At 73.1% G+C, this 17737-nt stretch carries 18 protein-coding genes; 10 read left to right on the top strand and 8 right to left on the bottom strand.

Annotated features, from left to right (window positions below; genetic code table 11):
• The first annotated feature begins 5 nt into the window (after positions 1 to 5).
• The 3 genes from sufU to ADK52_RS05560 all read left to right on the top strand — a co-directional run bounded on the left by sufU (position 6) and on the right by ADK52_RS05560 (position 2384).
• Positions 6 to 470, top strand: a complete 465-nt coding sequence (sufU, locus tag ADK52_RS05550) for a Fe-S cluster assembly sulfur transfer protein SufU (RefSeq protein WP_030858995.1) — start codon at positions 6 to 8, stop codon at positions 468 to 470.
• Positions 467 to 814 (top strand): metal-sulfur cluster assembly factor, encoded by a 348-nt coding sequence (locus tag ADK52_RS05555; protein WP_053688648.1) that lies wholly within the window; start codon positions 467 to 469, stop codon positions 812 to 814. The genes sufU and ADK52_RS05555 overlap by 4 nt, the downstream gene beginning before the upstream one ends.
• Positions 815 to 1013: 199 nt before the next feature.
• Positions 1014 to 2384, top strand: a complete 1371-nt coding sequence (locus tag ADK52_RS05560; protein WP_053688649.1) for a DUF3616 domain-containing protein — start codon at positions 1014 to 1016, stop codon at positions 2382 to 2384.
• Here the strand turns inward: ADK52_RS05560 and ADK52_RS05565 are convergent.
• A complete protein-coding gene (locus ADK52_RS05565) occupies positions 2371 to 3300 on the bottom strand; it encodes a winged helix-turn-helix transcriptional regulator (protein ID WP_053688650.1) in 930 nt (309 codons plus the stop codon). The two genes, ADK52_RS05560 and ADK52_RS05565, sit on opposite strands and share 14 nt — an antisense overlap.
• A gap of 169 nt (positions 3301 to 3469) precedes the next feature.
• Here ADK52_RS05565 and ADK52_RS05570 point away from each other — a divergent pair, with 169 nt between their 5' ends.
• Together ADK52_RS05570 and dapD are read left to right on the top strand one after the other, a co-directional pair.
• Complete coding sequence (locus ADK52_RS05570) at positions 3470 to 4738, top strand: MFS transporter (protein WP_053688651.1); 1269 nt, start codon at positions 3470 to 3472, stop codon at positions 4736 to 4738.
• Positions 4739 to 4747: 9 nt separating this feature from the next.
• Positions 4748 to 5728 carry a 2,3,4,5-tetrahydropyridine-2,6-dicarboxylate N-succinyltransferase gene (gene dapD / locus ADK52_RS05575; protein ID WP_053688652.1) on the top strand — a complete coding sequence of 327 codons (981 nt, stop codon included), beginning with the start codon at positions 4748 to 4750 and terminating at the stop codon, positions 5726 to 5728.
• Between the two features lie 129 nt (positions 5729 to 5857).
• Here the strand turns inward: dapD and ADK52_RS05580 are convergent, their stop codons facing one another.
• The 3 genes from ADK52_RS05580 to ADK52_RS05590 all read right to left on the bottom strand — a co-directional run bounded on the left by ADK52_RS05580 (position 5858) and on the right by ADK52_RS05590 (position 8620).
• On the bottom strand, positions 5858 to 6112 hold the full coding sequence (locus ADK52_RS05580) for a hypothetical protein (protein ID WP_053688671.1): 255 nt from the start codon (positions 6110 to 6112) through the stop codon (positions 5858 to 5860).
• A gap of 146 nt (positions 6113 to 6258) precedes the next feature.
• Positions 6259 to 6708: a GNAT family N-acetyltransferase gene (locus ADK52_RS05585; protein ID WP_053688653.1), complete on the bottom strand. Its 450-nt coding sequence runs from the start codon at positions 6706 to 6708 to the stop codon at positions 6259 to 6261.
• 70 nt (positions 6709 to 6778) lie between these two features.
• The gene (locus tag ADK52_RS05590; protein ID WP_053688654.1) at positions 6779 to 8620 is read right to left on the bottom strand and encodes an endonuclease/exonuclease/phosphatase family protein; all 1842 of its coding nucleotides are present in this window, start codon (positions 8618 to 8620) and stop codon (positions 6779 to 6781) included.
• 363 nt (positions 8621 to 8983) lie between these two features.
• On the opposite strand from ADK52_RS05590, the gene ADK52_RS05595 reads away from it, so the two are divergent.
• Complete coding sequence (locus tag ADK52_RS05595; RefSeq protein WP_053688655.1) at positions 8984 to 10489, top strand: hypothetical protein; 1506 nt, start codon at positions 8984 to 8986, stop codon at positions 10487 to 10489.
• A gap of 179 nt (positions 10490 to 10668) precedes the next feature.
• Positions 10669 to 12108, top strand: coding sequence for an alkaline phosphatase PhoX (locus ADK52_RS05600; RefSeq protein WP_053688656.1), 1440 nt, complete (start codon positions 10669 to 10671; stop codon positions 12106 to 12108).
• Positions 12109 to 12211: 103 nt separating this feature from the next.
• On the opposite strand, the gene ADK52_RS05605 is transcribed toward ADK52_RS05600, so the two are convergent.
• The 4 genes from ADK52_RS05605 to ADK52_RS05620 all read right to left on the bottom strand — a co-directional run bounded on the left by ADK52_RS05605 (position 12212) and on the right by ADK52_RS05620 (position 15618).
• A complete protein-coding gene (locus ADK52_RS05605) occupies positions 12212 to 12397 on the bottom strand; it encodes a hypothetical protein (RefSeq protein WP_053688657.1) in 186 nt (61 codons plus the stop codon).
• A 112-nt stretch (positions 12398 to 12509) separates the two neighbouring features.
• The gene (locus ADK52_RS05610; RefSeq protein ID WP_053688658.1) at positions 12510 to 13763 is read right to left on the bottom strand and encodes a TerD family protein; all 1254 of its coding nucleotides are present in this window, start codon (positions 13761 to 13763) and stop codon (positions 12510 to 12512) included.
• Between the two features lie 62 nt (positions 13764 to 13825).
• The gene (locus ADK52_RS05615) at positions 13826 to 14047 is read right to left on the bottom strand and encodes a hypothetical protein (protein ID WP_053688672.1); all 222 of its coding nucleotides are present in this window, start codon (positions 14045 to 14047) and stop codon (positions 13826 to 13828) included.
• A 41-nt stretch (positions 14048 to 14088) separates the two neighbouring features.
• Complete coding sequence (locus ADK52_RS05620) at positions 14089 to 15618, bottom strand: aldehyde dehydrogenase (NADP(+)) (protein WP_053688659.1); 1530 nt, start codon at positions 15616 to 15618, stop codon at positions 14089 to 14091.
• Positions 15619 to 15764: 146 nt separating this feature from the next.
• On the opposite strand from ADK52_RS05620, the gene ADK52_RS05625 reads away from it, so the two are divergent.
• The 3 genes from ADK52_RS05625 to ADK52_RS42160 all read left to right on the top strand — a co-directional run bounded on the left by ADK52_RS05625 (position 15765) and on the right by ADK52_RS42160 (position 17695).
• Positions 15765 to 16577: an IclR family transcriptional regulator gene (locus tag ADK52_RS05625; protein ID WP_053688660.1), complete on the top strand. Its 813-nt coding sequence runs from the start codon at positions 15765 to 15767 to the stop codon at positions 16575 to 16577.
• A gap of 93 nt (positions 16578 to 16670) precedes the next feature.
• On the top strand, positions 16671 to 17009 hold the full coding sequence (locus ADK52_RS43385; RefSeq protein WP_159045845.1) for a hypothetical protein: 339 nt from the start codon (positions 16671 to 16673) through the stop codon (positions 17007 to 17009).
• Positions 16991 to 17695, top strand: a complete 705-nt coding sequence (locus ADK52_RS42160; RefSeq protein ID WP_159045846.1) for a hypothetical protein — start codon at positions 16991 to 16993, stop codon at positions 17693 to 17695. The genes ADK52_RS43385 and ADK52_RS42160 overlap by 19 nt, the downstream gene beginning before the upstream one ends.
• Positions 17696 to 17737 lie beyond the last annotated feature (42 nt).

Below are 17737 nucleotides of genomic sequence, written 5' to 3' on the forward strand. Positions count from 1 at the left end.
ACGCAGTGAAGCTGGATTCGATGTACCAGGAACTGATCCTGGACCACTACAAGCACCCGCACGGGCGTGGCCTGCGCGACGGCGACGCCGAGGTGCACCACGTCAACCCGACGTGCGGCGACGAGATCACGCTGCGCGTGAAGTACGACGGCGAGACGCTCACCGACGTCTCGTACGAGGGCCAGGGCTGCTCCATCAGCCAGGCCAGCGCGTCCGTGCTGAACGAGCTGCTCGTCGGCAAGGAGCTGGCCGAGGCGCAGAAGATCCAGGGCGTGTTCCTGGAGATGATGCAGTCGAAGGGCAAGATCGAGCCCGACGAGGCCATGGAGGAGGTGCTGGAGGACGCGGTCGCGTTCGTCGGCGTCTCCAAGTACCCGGCTCGCGTGAAGTGTGCCCTGCTGAGCTGGATGGCCTGGAAGGACGCGACCGCCCAGGCACTGGGCGACGGCGCGGAGAGGAAGACGGCATGACCGAGAACGCGACGCCCCCCGAGGCGTCGATCAAGCCCGCCACCGAGGAGGAGGTCCGCGAGGCCCTCTACGACGTGGTCGACCCCGAGCTGGGCATCGACGTCGTCAACCTGGGCCTGATCTACGGCATCCACATCGACGACGCGAACATCGCCACCCTCGACATGACGCTGACCTCGGCGGCCTGCCCGCTGACGGACGTCATCGAGGACCAGGCGAAGTCGGCGACGGACGGCATCGTGAACGAGCTCCGGATCAACTGGGTCTGGATGCCGCCGTGGGGCCCGGACAAGATCACGGACGACGGCCGCGAGCAGCTGCGCGCGCTCGGCTTCAACGTCTGAGCCACCCGCTCCACGAAGGGCCCCCGGCACTGCGCCGGGGGCCCTTCGCGTGCTCCGGGCGCTCCCGGGAGGCCCTCCGTGTTCGTCCGGCGGACGATTGACGTGCACCGGAAGTTGGCCACGGTGGCCGAACCTGCTCGACGGCCGTCACGGCGTGACGCGGTTCGCGCCCGGCTCGACCCATGGGGACGGGACACCGATGAAGAAGCAGCTTGGTATCGCAGGGATCGCGGCGCTGGTCGTCGCCGGGACGGTCACGGTGGCTCCGGCCCAGGCGGTGACGTACGGGACGCCGACCATCAGCCTGTCCGCGGCGTACCTGTCCGGCGCGGTCGGCGCGGTCGGGGACCCGGTGGTCGACGTGACCGTGGGGCAGAGCGGCGCCGACGTGTCCGCGCTGACGGTCAGCGCGTCCGCGTCGAGCAAGGCCTCGGTCGCCGGGACCGGCGACGTGACCGTCACCGGGACCGGGGCGGTGCGCCAGCTGGCCGTCGCGGCGCGCGGCCGCGGCTACACCAACCTCACCGTCAAGGTGACGGGGCTGGGCGGCAAGAGCGCCACCAAGACCCTGTCGTACGCCGTCTCCTCCGCCGTGCAGAACCCGGCCGACGCCCGGTACTTCACCGGCGCCTCCGACTCCTCGGCCGCCGTGGACGTCGGCGGCGGCTACACCGTCGTCGCCGATGACGAGAGCAACGTGCTGCGCCTGTACGACCGTTCCCGCTCGGCCGCCCCGGTCCGCACCTGGGACTTCAGCTCGCAGCTCGGCGTGACCAAGGAAGTGGACATCGAGGGGGCGACCCTGGTCGGGAACACCATCTACTGGACGGGCTCGCTCGGCAACAACAAGGACGGCGAGTACAAGGCGCCCCGGAACACGGTGTTCACCACCACCGTCAGCGGCTCCGGAGCGGGTACGCAGCTCGCGTACGGGCGCTCGTACCAGAAGCTCCGCGACGACCTGGTGGCCTGGGACAAGGCGAACGGGAACCGCTACGGCTTCGCGGCCGGGACGGCCGCCGGCGAGGTGCCCAAGCAGATCGACGGCTTCAACGTGGAGGGGCTGGAGTTCGCGCCGGGCTCGACCACCACCGCCTACCTGGGCTTCCGGGCCCCGCTGGCCCCGGCGGTGCCCGGCGGCAAGGCGCTGGTCGTGCCGGTGACCAACTTCGACAAGGTGCTCTCCAGCGGCTCCAAGGCCACCTTCGGGGCGGGCATCGAGCTCGACCTCGGCGGCCTCGCCGTCCGCGACATCCGCAAGAACGCGGCGAACCAGTACCTGATCCTGGCCGGCTCCTGGGCCGCGGACGACAACTCGGACCCGTACGCGCTCTACCAGTGGGACGGCGTCGCCGGCCACGCCCCGGTCAAGCGGGCCGACCTGCCGACGACGGACCCGGGCGGCTGGGAGGCCATCGTGGACGTACCGGACCTGTCGGTGCCGGGCGCGCGGGTCCAGCTGATCACGGACAGCGGCTCGGCCGACCTGTACGGGGACGGCACCGAGGCCAAGGACCTGACGCACGCGGAATGGAAGAAGTCCCGCGCTGCCTGGTTCACGCTGAACTGACGCCCGGGCCTGCTCCTGGGCCCGGCCCCGGGCCCGGCCCCGGGCCGGCGTCGCGGACGGCGGTCAGCGCCGCCGCGACGCCGGCCTCGATGTCCCGGATCGGGTAGAACACCTCGCGCACCACGCGTTCCCGGTCCACCACCAGCGTCAACCGCTTCAGCCGGCTCACCCCCGCGGCCCGGAACGTCGGCAGCCGCAGTGCCGCCGTCAGCGACAGCTCGGCGTCCGAGAGCAGCGGGAACCGCAGCCCCTCCGCCTCCGCGAACTCCCGCTGCTCGTCCGGCCGCTGGGTCGACACCCCGTGTACCGTCGCCCCGGCCGCCGTGAACTCCGCCAGCTGGTCCCGGTACGTACACGACTCGAACGTGCAGCCCCTGGCCCCCGGGATCCCCGCCCACCCCGGCGGGTAGGACTCGGCCCGGGCGTACGCGCCGGGGAAGCAGTACAGGACCGTGAAGGGCGTGTCCGCCACCGGATCCCGCACCTCCCCGAACCGGTCCGGCAGCACCAGCTCCGGCAGCCGCGTGCCGCGCAGCGCGTGCACCCGTTCCGCCTCCCGCGAGGACTCCTCCGTCGTCGCCGTCATCTCGCCTTCCCCCAGGACCCAGGCGTCTCCCCAGTCCTGGAGGGCCACCAGGACCGGCAGCAGCCCCCGCCCGCGCGGGGTCAGCCGGTACTCGTGCCGCACCGGGCGTTCCTGGTACGGCTCGCGCGTCAGCACCCCGGCTTCGACCAGCAGTTTCAGCCGCTCGGCCAGCACCTTCCGGGACGCCCCCAGCTCGCGCTGGAACGCGTCGAAGCGGTGCACGCCGCGCGCGGCGTCGCGCACGATCAGCAGCGTCCACCAGTCGCCCACCACGTCGAGGGCCTGGGCGATGGCGCAGTCCGCGTCGTCGAGGTGCGTGCGCTGGGCCATGGGCACTCCTTTGTCCGTTGACCCAAGGCTGTCATGCTGCCATAGTCCGTTCCCAAAAGGAACTTACTGCGATTCGGGGGAGTGGGCGGGCATGGGTGCAGGCAGGGGCAGGGGCAGGGGCGCGGGCGGCGGTGCGGGCAGGGGTGACGGCGGCGGCCTCGGCGCGGGCATGGTGCAGGGGTTCAAGGACGTGCCGCGCGTGGTGTGGCTGCTGGCGGCCGGGGTGTTCGTCAACGCCGTCGTCAGCTTCACCTTCGTCTTCGTCTTCCTGTACCTGACCGGCCCGCGCGGCCTCGGCGCCGCCCAGGCGGGCCTGGTCACTGGCATCGGCGGCGTCGGCCTCGTCGCCGGGAACTTCACCGGCGGCTGGTACGGGGACCGCTTCGGCCACCGCCGCGTGCTGTTGGCCGCCTCCACCGCCGGCGGCCTCGCCCTGATGTCCTTCCCGCTGCTGTCCACCGCCGGGCTCTACGCGGCCCTGCCGCTGGCCCAGTACGCCTCCGGCGTGGTCCGGGCCGCCAACTCCGCGCTGGTCGCCGTCACCGTCCCCGAGGGGGCCCGCCGACAGGCCTTCGCCGTCGTCCGCTGCGTCTCCAACGGCGGCTTCACCCTGGGCCCGCCGCTGGGAGCCCTGCTCGCGACCGGTCTCTCGTACGACTGGCTCTTCGTCGCCGACGGCCTCGGGACCCTCTTCTTCGCCCTCTGGACCGCGCGGGTCGTCCCGGCCCGCGGGGCCTCCCGCAGCGCCTCCCGCCCCGCCGCCGCGGCCCCGGACGGGGGTCTGGGCCGCGGGGTGTGGGAGGAGCTGCGGGCCAGGCCCGCCGTACTCGTCCTGCTCGGCGCGATCCTGGTGACCGACCTCGTCTACCGCCAGCAGTACGCCGCCTTCCCCGTCTTCCTCGCCGACCACGGGCTCGACACCCGGGCCTTCGGCTTCGTGATCGCCCTCAACGGGGGCGTCATCCTGCTGCTGGAGCTCCCGGCCGCCGTCGCCCTGCGCGCCCGGCCGCCGCTGCCCGTCATCGGCACCGGGATCGTGCTCGTCGGGGCCGGGTACGCGGCGCTGCTGGCCGGGGTGGGGGTCGCCAGTGTCGTGGTGATGATGGTGCTGCTCAGCCTCGGGGAGATCCTGTACAAGACCACCGCCACCGCCTACGTCGCCGACCGGGCGCCCGAGCACGCCATCGGGCGGTTCCAGAGCCTGTACGCGGGGGTCTCGGTCAGCGGCGTCGTCCTCGGGCCGCCGCTGGGCGGAGCCCTGTACGCGGCCGCGCCCGGGCTGCTGTGGCCGCTGTGCGCGGCGCTGGCGGCGGGCGCGGGCGGGGCGGTGCTGTACGTGTCACGGCGCGAGGCGCGGCGCGCCGGGGCGGCCGGGGAGCGACACGCGGCGCGACCGGCACATGAGACCGGTTCGCGACCTCGGGCCGTCGCCGGTTAGGTTTCGGGCATGACTGCTACGCGTACCACCGGCGCCGTCGCCGCCGGACTTGCCACCATCGCCTCCGACGGCACCGTCCTCGACACCTGGTTCCCCGCCCCCGAGCTGGTCGCCGAGCCCGGCCCGGCCGGCACCGAGCGCCTCACCGCCGACCAGGCCGTGCAGCTCCTGGGGGCCGCCGCGGCCAAGGCGATCCGCCTGGACGCGGTCCGCGACGTCGAGGTCGTAGCCGTCCGTACCGTGATCTCCTCCCTGGAGGACAAGCCGCTCGACGCGCACGACGCGTACCTGCGCCTGCACCTGCTCAGCCACCGCCTGGTCAAGCCGCACGGCCAGAGCCTGGAGGGCGTCTTCGGGCTGCTGGCCAACGTCGCCTGGACCTCGCTGGGCCCGGTCGCCGTGGACCAGGTGGAGGCCGTACGGCTGAACGCGCGCGCCGAGGGCCTGTACCTCCAGGTCACCTCGATCGACAAGTTCCCGCGGATGACGGACTACGTCGCCCCCAAGGGCGTGCGCATCGCCGACGCGGACCGGGTCCGCCTGGGCGCGCACCTCGCCGAGGGCACCACCGTCATGCACGAGGGCTTCGTCAACTTCAACGCCGGCACCCTCGGCACCTCCATGATCGAGGGCCGCATCTCGGCGGGCGTCGTGGTCGGCGACGGCTCCGACATCGGCGGCGGCGCGTCGACGATGGGCACCCTCTCGGGCGGCGGCAAGCAGATCATCTCGATCGGCGAGCGCTGCCTGATCGGCGCCGAGGCGGGCGTGGGCATCGCGCTGGGCGACGAGTGCATCGTCGAGGCCGGGCTGTACGTGACCGCGGGCACCCGCGTCACCCTCCCGGACGGCCAGATCGTCAAGGCCCTGGAGCTCTCGGGCGCCGGCAACATCCTCTTCCGCCGCAACTCGGTCACGGGCACGGTCGAAGCCCGCCCGAACAACGCGGTCTGGGGCGGCCTGAACGAGGTCCTCCACTCCCACAACTGACGCCCGCGGGCCCCGGCGGCCCCGGTAATGGCCACGACGCCCTCATCACCCCGGCAGGGGCGGTGAGGGCGTCGCGCATCTCCGGCTCCGGAACGCCCTCCCGCCCCGAGCGCGGGGGGACGCGGGAGTTCAGCGGAGGGGGATGGTGCGGATCAGGCCGGCGAAGGCTTCTTCCTCCGCCTCGGTCAGCTCGACCGACTCCATCGGGTGCGTGGCGGCGCTGCGCTGGGCAGGGATGACCGCGACCCCCTCGTACGCGCCCGGCTCCGGGTGGTGGAAGCGGGCGTCCCACAGCATGTGCCCGAGGCCGAGCACCCACGCGAGGGCGGCCACGATCAGGACGGCCAGGCCGATTTCCTGGACGAGGGAGATAGTGGGGAACACGCGGTCCTCCGGGGGATACGGGGGGACATGGGCGAGCGTGGGGCCACTCAACACCACAACCCGGGTCGAATGGGTCATGATGTGGCGAGCGTCACGCCAGGGGCGAAAGTCCCGACTTCTCCCCAGGTGTCCTCCGGCGCTCGCGCTCAGTGCGCCGCCAGGCTGAGCTTGAACCCCTCGTGGCTGCGCGCGAAGCCCAGGCGTTCGTAGAACCGGTGGGCGTCCGCCCGCCGCTTGTTGCTGGTCAGCTGGACCAGACCGCAGCCGCGCCCGCGCGCCCGCTCCACCGCCAACCGCATCAGCTCCGCGCCGAGCCCGTCGCCCCTCCGGTCCGGCCGGATCCGTACCGCCTCCACCAGCGCCCGCTCCCGCCCGCCCTGGCCGAGGCCCGGGACGTACGTCAGCTGGAGGCAGCCGACCACCGCGCCGCCCGGCCCGGGCTCGCAGAGGACCAGCATCTCGTTGCGGGCGTCCGCCTCGATCGCGGCGAACGCCCGCTCGTGAGCCTCGCCGACCTCGGCCCGCTCCTCGCCGGCGTCCGCCAGCAGGGCCAGTACGACGGGCAGGTCCTCACGGGTGGCGATACGGAAGATCATGGCCGGAAGTGTCGCAGGGCCCCCGGGCACGACGGCGTCCGGGGCCCTGCCGCTCAAGAGCGCACCGCGGTTACGGGCGGAAGCGCAGCACCTGCGGGTCGTGGTCGCTGTTCTGCGCCGAGAACTCCGCGTTGATGTGCACGCTGTCGTACGTGAAGTTCTTGACCGCCGGGCTGGTCAGGATCTGGTCCAGCACCTGCGCGTTGCCCTGGTACACGTACGAGTAGCGCTCCGCCTTCGGCAGCGACTTGATCGCCGAGTACAGCGCTCCGCCGTCCTCCAGCGCCTGCGTGGTCGCCGAGAACTCGAAGTCGTTGATGTCGCCGACGGCGAGGACGCTCGCGTGCTTGTCGGCCGCCAGAAGCTGCTTGACGAAGCCGTTCACGGCCTGCGCCTGGAGCAGCCGCTTGGCCTCCGAGGAGCGCACCGGCGGCTGGTGGACCGAGGTCAGGCCCTCGTCGCCGCCCTTGGAGCCGAAGTGGTTGGCGATCACGAAGACCGTCTTGCCCTTGAAGACGAACTCGCCGGCCAGCGGCTTGCGGCTGTCGGCCCACGCCGGGTTCGCGGGGTCGATCCGGCCGGGGGAGTGGGTCAGGGCGGCCTTGCCGTCCACCTGCGTCACGCCGGTCGCGGTCACCGAGTCGCCCGCCGCGCGGTCCGTGAAGGAGACGCGGGCCGGGTTGAACAGGAACACCTGGCGGATGTTGCCGCCGGGCTCGCCACCGTCCTTGTTGTTGTCGGGGTTGACGGTGCGCCACTGGTACGCCGGGCCGCCGGCCGCCGCGATCGCCGCCGTGAACTTCGTCAGCGTCTGCTCCGCGGACACCGTGCCGTCGTTCTTGGCGCCGTTGTCGTCCTGGATCTCCTCCAGGGCCAGGATGTCGGGCGAGGCGAGGTTCGCGACGACGGCCTTCGCCAGGTTGTCGAACTTCTCCTGCGGGTCGCTCGGGTCGAGGTTCTCCACGTTGTACGTGGCCACCGCGAGCTCGTTCGCCGCCTGCGCCTTGGTCTTCTCGGGGGCGAGGGTGCCCGCCTTGACGGTGCCGAGGGTGCGGGCCACCAGGGTGTAGCCGCCGAACTGGTTGAAGTCCAGCGGGCCCTCGGTGGTGCCGGTCAGCTTGTCGCCGACGTTGGCCACCGGGAAGGGCTGCTGCGCGAGGGGCGCCAGCTGCTGGATCTGCAGGCGGCCGGTGTTCTGGGCCTCGTACGAACCGTAGAGCGTTCCGCCGCGCTTGGCGGTGTTCTCCCAGCCCTTCACCGTGACCCACAGCTCCGCGTGCGGGTCGGTGGCGCCGACCACCCGCGAGGTGCCGATCTTCACGTTCATGCCCTCGAGGGACTCGTAGAAGTCCAGGGCGTAGCGCGAGGGCTCCAAGGCCAGGCCGTTGATGCTGCCGGCGGCGGCCGGGTCGCCCGCCGGGGCGTACTCGGCGGGCACGTTGTACTCGTTGATCGCGGTGGCCTCGGGCAGCGCGTTGCCCGAGGAGACCACGGTCACGACCGGCTTGGAGATCTGGGTGACCGACTGGTTGCCGGAGGAGACGCCGCCGGGGACGTACTCGCCGACCAGGCCGGAGACCTTGACCGCGTCGCCGACGGCGACGGTCGGGACGGAGCTGGTGAAGACGAAGACGCCCTCGCTGGTCGCGTCGTTGTCGTCGGCGTCCGGGTCCTGCATCCAGAAGCCGCGCGAGCCGTACGTGCGCACGCCCGTCACGATGCCGGTGACATCGGCGACCTGCTTGCCGTTGAGCGGCGATATGCGGGTGGTGCCCTGGATGTCGTGGATGCGTATCGGATCGGCGGACGCGGTGCCTTCGGCCGCGTCGGCGGTGCCCGCCAGCAGGCCGGTGGCCAGGGCGGTGGCGACGAGTGCCGAGACGGCGGCGGAACGGGGATGCGAGGAGCGCATGGTCAAGAACTCCGGTGTGTGGAAGACGAAAGCGAGAGGGGTGTTGCGTGTGTTTGGCGGGATATGTGCGGAGGCAGAGCGGCCGGGCCGCAGGCGATCCGCAGGAATCCCGGAGGTCCCCATATATCTACGCGCGTCAATTTCCTGTGTGACCAGGGAAGTTGTCAAGGTCTCCAGGGGATACGGAAGCTGACTGTGGGATGAACCAAAGGAGATGGCCCCCCGGGCGCGCCCGATATGCGTCTACGCTGGTGCGCCGGACGGCCGCCCCGCGGCGGCCCGACCAGCGCCCCGGGGCAGTCGCACCACCGTCCCGCGGGGCCGTGCCCCATCGCCCCACCGCGTTCGCGAGGAGACCTCCCCATGTCCGCAGAGCCGCACCCCACGCTGCCGCCGGTACGGCTGCCCTCCGATGCGGAACTGGCCCGCGACGCCCTCGTCGCCCCGCTGTTCGCCCGCGCCGTACGGCTGGCCCGCTGGGCGGGGCCGCACACCCGCGTGGACGCCGGCGGCGAACTCGCCGCCGCGCAGCTGCCCGAGGCCGCCGCCGCGCTGGGCTTCGACGCCGCCGACGAGGACGGCCCGATGCTCGCGAGCCAGGCCTGGCGGGTGGCCGTGGACACCGGCCTCGTCGACGTGGCCGACCCGGACGGCGGCGACGGCGACGCCGAGGACGGCGACGAGGAGTCGGGCACCGCCGTACCCGGCGAGGACCTGGCCCTGGTGACCGGCGGCGCGCCCGGCGAGGTGCTCGGCCTGTGGCTGGCGGCACTGGACACCGTGCTGGCGGACGCGGCCGTGCCCGATCTGGACGACCTCGTCGACGCGTTGGACGCGGGCGGCGAGATCGACTTCGACCGGCTGGACTGGAACCCGAGCCGCGAGGCGGACTTCCTCGACGGGGTCCTCGCCAACCTCTACCTGCTCACCGTCTCCGGGCACGGGGCCTCGGACGGGCCGATTCCGCTGCCGGTGCTCGCCGCTTCGATGGTCATCCCCGAGGACATGGGCGAGCCGACCGACGCCGTGCTGGAGCAGGTCTCGGACGCGATGATGCGCCTCGACGACCAGTTCCGGCAGCTGGAGCCGATCGGGCTCGTCGAGTTCCGGCCCGTGGACGAGGCGCTGATGGCGGAGGCGGACGACGAGGAGTTCGCCGCGGCCGGCTCCGCGGCCGGTTCGGCCGCCGGCGAGGCCGACGACGAGGACGTCTCCCGGTACGGGCTGGTACGGCTGACCCCGCTCGGCCTGTACGGGATCCGCGCCCGCATGCTGGAGGCCGGGGTCACCGCCCCCGCCGTCGGCGAACTGGCCGACAAGGGCGCGGACGCCCTGCTCGACGCGGTCTCCGGATACCCCGAGGGCGCGGCCCAGGCCGAGATCGAGCAGTGGCTGGCCGGCCGCGAACTGCCCGACGCCGTCGCCGAACTGCTGGCCGCCGCCCGGGGCGCCGACGAGGGCGGCCCGCTGCGCCGGCTGCGCTGCCAGCAGGCCCTCGCCCCGGCCGGTCCGGAAGCCGAGCGGGCGGTCCGCGCGGTGCTGGACGACCCGGAGCTCGGCGGGCTCGCCCGGGTCTGGCTCTCCGAGCGCGGGGCGGCCGACGTACCGGCGCCGGACGGGACGATGGTGTTCTGGCTGACCGTCGACACGATCGCGGCGCAGCTCGCGGCGGACGGGGAGACGGCGGAACTGCCGCTGCTGATGCGGTCGCTGACCGAGCACCACGCGGGGTTCTTCGACCAGGTCTGGCGGGTGGACCACCCGGCGACGGCGTACGTGCTGGAGGCGATGGGCCGGATGCACCCGGACAAGAAGGCCGCCAAGGAGGCCCGCAAGGCGGCGTTCAAGGCCCGTTCGCGCCGGGCCTGACGACGGGGCGCCGGGCCTGACGACGGGGGCGCCAGGCCTGAAAATGGGGGAGGCCGCCGACCCCGTCAGGGATCCGGCCCTCCTTCGCGGGTAGTTCAGCCGCCGTTCACGTGCGGACGGGAGCCTGTGCGCCGACGACCGAACGACAGGCGCACCACCTCCCCACCCCTGGAGACCCGATGCCGCTCAGCCGTAGAGACTTCACCGCCCGCACCGTCATCGCCGGCGCGGGAGTCGCGCTCACCGGGACGGTCGGCGCACTCGCCACCGCCCCGGGAGCGCTGGCGGCCGACGACAGCACCCGGCGCGACGAGCACGGCCGGCCCTGCGAGCCCGGCTACGGCCCGCTCCTCGCGGACCCGGCCGGACTGCTCGCCCTCCCCGCCGGATTCAGCTACCGCGTGATCACCCACAGCGGGGTCACCAGCCTCGACTCGGGCGAGTCCACCCCGTCCAACCACGACGGCACCGCCGCCTTCGAGGGCCACCGCGGGGTCACCCTCCTCGTCAACAACCACGAGCTCAAGGGCAAGCGGGCGGACTGGGCGCACCCCGTCCCGCTCACCGAGGGCCTCGTCTACGACCCGGCCGCGGCCGGCGGCTGCACGGTCGTCGAGGTCCGGCGCGGCGGCGAGGTCGCCGAATGGGTGGGCATCGCCGGTACGTCCACCAACTGCGCGGGCGGCGCCACCCCCTGGGATACCTGGCTGACCTGCGAGGAGACCGAGGACCTCGCCGGCAAGAACGGGATGACCAAGGACCACGGCTACGTGTTCGAGGTCGACCCGCACGACCGCCGCGCCAACCGCGACCCGCGGCCGGTCAAGGCCTTCGGCCGGTACGCCCACGAGGCCGTGGTCATCGACCCGCGCCAGGGCCACGCGTACCTGACCGAGGACGCCTCCGGCCCCAACGGGCTGCTCTACCGCTGGACCCCGCCGAGCGGCTTCCGCCACGGGCGCGGCAAGCTCCGTACCCTCGCGGCCGACGCCGGCGTGCTCGCCGCCGCCAAGTGCTTCGACAGCGCGGGCCGGTTCGTCGACGACCTCTCGCGCGCGACGAAGATCGGCACCGTCTACGGGGTCGACTGGGTGACCGTGCCGGACCGCGACGCGCGGACGGTGTCCGTGCGCAAGCAGTTCGGGGAGGGCGCGGTGACCCGCGCCCGCAAGCTGGAGGGCATGTGGTGGGCCGACGGGGGCACGTACTTCGTCTCCTCGTACGCCCGTGAGGAGAGCCCGGGCACGGCCCACGACGGCCAGGTGTGGTTCTACGACCCGAAGCGGCGCACGGTCCGGCTGACGGTGGTGCTCGGCGTGAACACCGACCCGGCGAAGGACGGTTCCTTCGACGGCCCCGACAACATCACGGTCTCCCCGTACGGCGGCCTGGTCATCGCGGAGGACGGCAGCGGCCTGCAGCACCTCTTCGGCGCGACCGAGTCGGGGCGTACGTACCCGCTGGCGCGCAACGAGCTGAACATGGGGACGGCGCAGGAGCCGGAGTACTCCGAGTTCACCGGTGTCTGCTTCTCCCCGGACGGGCGCACGCTGTACGCCAACATCCAGGAACCGGGCATCATGCTCGCCATCACGGGACCGTGGCGCCGCGCGCACTGACGCCGGGACGGCTGATGTAGCCGGTACGGCCGGTGGTGGCCGGTGTACCTGCGGTCGGCGTTCCGGCCGCAGGTACGTGTGATCGACGGCTGCGCCGCCGCCCTCACTGGGCGGCGGCGACCTCGGCGATGTCGGTGCGGCTGGCGGCGGCCCATTCCTCCAGGAGGAACTCATATGCCTCGGAGGGCCACTCGTCGTCCACCCGGGTCTCGACGAGGTGCCGTATCGCCTCGTTCGCCTCTGCGGCGGACGGGCGGGCGGGACCCGCGGGCCGGAGTGTGCTGTACATGCTTTCAAGGTTACGGGCGGGCACTGACAGTCACCCCCCTATTAAGGGTGGAATCCATCACCTCGGCCCTCCGGCCGGCGGTCACGGTCGCTCCATGTGCCCGCCCACCTGCTCAGAGTGCCTGCGAGGCGGGCTTGACCATCCCGCGCACTGTGCGGGACTTCACAAACTCTCCGATGGCCGTCATCTCCCATTCGCCCGAGAACTGGCGAATCAGTTTGGCCATCATGACCCCGGTCTGCGGTTCGGCACCCGTGAGGTCGAAGCGCACCAGCTCCTCCCCGCTCGCCGCGTCGATCAGGCGGCAGTACGCCTTGGCGACCTCGGTGAACTTCTGGCCGGAGAAGGAGTTGACGGTGAAGACCAGGCCCGTGGCCTCCGCGGGCAGCCGCCCGAGGTCCACGACGATCACCTCGTCGTCCCCGGCGCCCTCGCCGGTGAGGTTGTCGCCCGAGTGCTTGATGGCGCCGCCCAGGATGGACAGCTTGCCGAAGTAGCAGCTGTCGATGTGGTTGCGCTGCGGGCCGTACGCGATCACGGAGGCGTCGAGGTCGATGTCCCGGCCGCGGAACGCCGGCTCCCAGCCCAGGCCCATCTTGACCTGGGAGAGCAGCGGGCGGCCGTTCTTGACGAGGGACACGGTCTGGTTCTTCTGGAGGCTGACCCGGCCCTTGTCCAGGTTGATCTTCCCGGTGCCGGGCGCGGCGGCCGCGGCGGCGGGGGGTGCGGCGGGCGGAGCGGCCGGCGGGGCCGCGGGGAACGACGGGGCCGCCGGGGTCATCGGGGCGCCCGTCGTACCCGGAGCACTGGGCCAGGACGAAGGGGAGGGCGCGGCGGGGGCCTGCGGGGCGGCCGCGGCCGGCGGGGCGGGCTCCTCGTCCACGGAGACCCCGAAGTCCGTCGCGATCCCGGCGAGGCCGTTCGCGTACCCCTGGCCGACCGCGCGCACCTTCCACACGCCGCCGCGCTGGTAGACCTCGACGACCACGAGCGCGGTCTCGGCGCCCAGCTGCGGCGGGGTGAAGGAGGCGATCACCGCGCCGGTCTCGGCGTGCCGCACGGTGGCGGTGGGCTCGATGCCCTGGAACGTCTGCCCCGCGGCGTCGGGGCTGGCCGTGACCACGATCCGCTCGATGCCCGGCGGCAGGGCGCCCGTGTCGACGGTGATCGAGTCCGGCGCCGCCCCGCCGCCGGACCGGTAGCTGACACCGGGCCCGGACGGCTGGTTGTAGAAGATGAAGTCGGCGTCGGAACGCACCTTGCCGTCCGCCGCGAGGAGCAGTCCCGACACGTCGAGCCGCACCGGGGCAGCCACGTCCACCGTCACACGGACGGTGTTGAGCGGCAGGTTGGAACCTGGGGTCATAGCGGTCATGCCCGGAGAACGACCGGAGGTGCTTTGCCGTTCCCTTACCCTCGCGGCAGATTTCAGCGCCGGTTGCGGGGGTGGTTCTTCGCCGTCCGCTCGTTGCCGAACTTGTACGCGCCCGTCCAGCGGGCCATCACGAGCTGCGCGTCGCCGGACTCCACCTCGGCGAGGAACTTCTCGGCCCGGCCGCCGCGCAGGGTGCTCGCGGACCGTCCCTGGTGCGTGATGACCACGCTCCCGTCGGCGCGCTGTTCGTACGTGAATCCGTGAGGTCTCGGCATGACCGGCAGCCTGCCCCGCGCGGTCGGGGCCGGCAACGGATTTACGGGGCGGGGGGCGTGATCCGGCGGGGCAGCCCCAGCGGGTTCGCCTCGCGCAGCTCCGCCGGAAGCAGCGGGTCCGGCACCGACTGGTAGACCACCGGCCGCAGCCAGCGCTCGACGGCGGTCCCGCCGACCGAGGTGGAGTGCGAGGTCGCCGCCGGGTACGGGCCGCCGTGGTGCTGGGCCGGGGCCACCGCGACCCCGGTCGGCCAGCCGTTGACCAGGATCCGCCCGGCCAGCGCCGTGACCTGCGCGATCAGCTCCGCCGCCGGGCCCGGGCCGCCGTCGGCCTCGGCCGCGGAGAGCTGGAGCGTGGCGCTCAGGTTCCCGGGGAGCAGGCCGAGCACCGACCCCGCCTCGCCCTGGTCCGCGTACCGGACGACCACGGTCACCGGTCCGAAGCACTCCTCCAGCAGCACCTCGTACGCGCCGCCCTCCAGCAGGCTCCCGGCCGGCACGGTCAGGTACCCCGCTCCGACGGTGTGCTCGCCGCCGGAGCCCGGGGTGACGGGCGCGCCGACGCCGGGGAGCGCGGCCCGCTCGCGTACGCCGGAGATGAAGTTCTCCCGCATCCGGTGGTCGAGCAGGACGCCCGGCTCGGTCTCGCCGAGCGCCTTCGTCAGTGCGCCGGTGAGCCGGTCGCCGTCCGCGCCCTCGGGGACCAGGACCAGGCCCGGCTTGACGCAGAACTGGCCGACCCCGAGGGTGACCGAGCCCGCGAGTCCGGCGGCGATCTCCTCGGCGCGCTCGGCGGCGGCCGCGGGCGTGACCACGACGGGGTTGAGGGAGCCGAGTTCGCCGTGGAACGGGATGGGCACGGGCCGGGCGGCGGCCGCGTCGAACAGCGCCCGCCCGCCCCGGATGGAACCGGTGAACCCGGCAGCCGAGACGAGCGGGTGGCGGATCAGCTCCAGACCCGCGTCGAACCCGTGGACGACGGCCACCACTTCGGCCGGCAGCCCGACGGCCACGGCCGCCCGGCGCAGCAGCGAGGCGCACAGCTCGGAGGTGGCGGGATGGTCGGGGTGCGCCTTGACGACCACCGGGCAGCCGGCGGCCAGCGCGCTCGCGGTGTCCCCGCCGGGGACGGAGAACGCGAGCGGGAAGTTGGAGGCGGCGTAGACCGCGACCACGCCCAGCGGCACCTTGTAGCGGCGCAGCTCGGGGCGGGGCGGGACGGCGCCGGGATCGGGGCGGTCGATGCGGATGTCGAGGTACGCGCCCTCGTCCACGGCGTCGGCGAAGGCCCGCAGCTGGCCGGTGGTGCGGGCGAGTTCGCCGGTGAGCCGGCCCGGCCCGAGGGCGGTCTCGGCGTCGGCGGCCTCGATGACGTGGGCCGCGGCCTCGTCGAGCAGCTCGGCGGCCGCGCGCAGGAAGGCCGCGCGGGCGGTGCGGTCGGCGAGGGCGGCGCGGGCCGAGTGGGCGGCGCGCACGGCCCCGTCCACCTCGCCGGACGTGGCTTCGACGGCAACTTGTTCGCGCTGCTTCCCGGTGCGGGGGTCCACACTCCAGACTGGTGTTGCTGCCATGGCGCACTGCCTCCTGGATCTCGCTGACCCGCGCGGTGGCGTTCAGTATTCTGAACGCCGTTCCGATGGATGGATGATCACATCCGTTCCGGACTCTATTTCCGGGTCTTCCGCGTTGACAAGGGACAAGAGGGGCAAGAAGGCGAATGACCACTGGTGAACCGGGCGGATCCGGCGCGCGATCGGAGGGGTCCGAGGGCCCGGGGGCGCCGGCGGCCGTCAAATCGGCCGTCCGTACGGTCCTGTTGCTGGAGCACTTCGCGGCGCGGCCCGGACTGCACAGCCTGGCCGACATCCAGCACGACCTCTCGCTGCCCAAGTCCAGCCTCTACATGCTGCTGCGCACCCTGGTGAACCTGGGGTGGGTGGAGACGGACGCGACGGGCACGCGGTACGGCATCGGCGTACGGGCCCTGCTGGTCGGCAGCTCGTACATCGACGGGGACGAGGTCGTCGCCGCGGCCCGGCCCACCCTGGACCGGCTCTCCGACGACACGACCGAGACCATCCACCTGGCCCGGAGGGACGGCACGAGCGTGGTCTACCTGGCCACCCGCCCGTCGCAGCACTACCTGCGGCCGTTCACGCGGGTGGGCCGGCGGCTGCCCGTGCACTCGACCGCGCTGGGCAAGGCGCTGCTGGCGACCCACTCCGACGAGGAGGTACGGGCTCTGCTGCCGCGGAGGCTGGAAGCGGTCACCGAGCACACGATCACCGACCGGGAGCAGCTCGTGGAGGAGCTGGCGCTGGTACGGGAGCAGGGTTACGCGGTGGACCGGGAGGAGAACACGCTCGGGCTGCGCTGCTTCGGGGTGGCGGTGCCGTACCGGACGCCGGCCCGGGACGCGGTGAGCTGCTCGGTGCCGGTGGCCCGGCTGACGGCGGACCACGAACAGCGGATCAAGGCGGCGCTGTTCGAGGCGCGGGACCGGCTGTCGGTGGCGACCCGGCGCATGTGAGGCGGTGGACGGGGAGGTTCCTCCCCCGGGCGGGGGAGGCGGTTCCCCTTCGCGGGGGAGGTGGCGGGGCAGCGGAGACGGGACCGTTGAGCCATGACCACACGAGCGGTGAACACGAACGAGACGGCGGGCACGGACGAGACGGCGGGCACGGACGAGACGGCCGCTGCGCGGTCGACGGGCGCCGGTCCGGGGACCCGGCGCAGGATCCTGGGGGCTGCGGCTCTGGCCGCCACCGTGCCGTACCTGTGCCTCAAGGGGGCCTGGGTGGCGGGGAGCCGCATCGGGATACCGGACGGCAGCGTGCTGCTGGGCCCCGGGATGTTCTTCAAGGTGGCGAACGCCGTCACGCTGGTCATGGACGCGGCCGTCATCGTGCTCGTGCTGGTGTTCACCGGCCCTGGGGCAGACGGGTGCCGTCATGGCTGCTGACCCTCCCGGTGTTCGTCGCCACCGGACTGCTCGTGCCGATCGTCGTGGCCTTCCCCGGCCAACTCCTCGTGAGAGCGGTGGGGCTGGGGCCGGACGCGGCCGCGCAGGCGGCCAAGGAGCCCTTCCTCGACCCCTGGGTGTTCAACGTCGTGTACGGCGGCTTCATCGTGCAGGCCATAGCCCTGGCCGCGCTGTTCGTCCCCTATGCGCGGGAGCGCTGGGGCGGCCTGTGGCAGGGCGTCCAGGGGGAGGGGCTCCCGTCACCCACGGGGGTGGTGGCGGGAGCCGCGGCGGCGCTGGCCGCGGTCGTGGCGGCGGCGGAGTTCACCTGGGCCTTCGGAGGTACGGCCGGGCTCAGCGCGTCGCAGATAGCGCAGTTCAGCCCCGAGACGGGCGTGGTGTTCGCCACCTACGGGATGTGCACGCTGGTCGCCGGGGCGGGAGCCGTGAACCTGGCCCGGGGCGGGGCCCGGCCGGCCCGGTGGGCGCTGGCCGTCGCATGGACCGGGGCGGCGGCCGCGGCGAGCTGGGGGCTGTGGCTCCTGATCTCCTGCGCGGGCACCGTCGATCCCGCGAAGGCGGTCACCACCGGGATGGTCCTGACCTACGCTGGCCAAATGATCACCGGCCTGCTCGCCGCAGCCGTCCTGGTCCGGTTCCTCACCTCACGCCGCCGCCCCGCGTGACAGGGAGTGGCGCGAAGGGGAAAGGGCCGACGGGGGCGGTGG

The organism is Streptomyces sp. WM6372 (assembly GCF_001279655.1).
GTDB lineage: Bacteria > Actinomycetota > Actinomycetes > Streptomycetales > Streptomycetaceae > Streptomyces.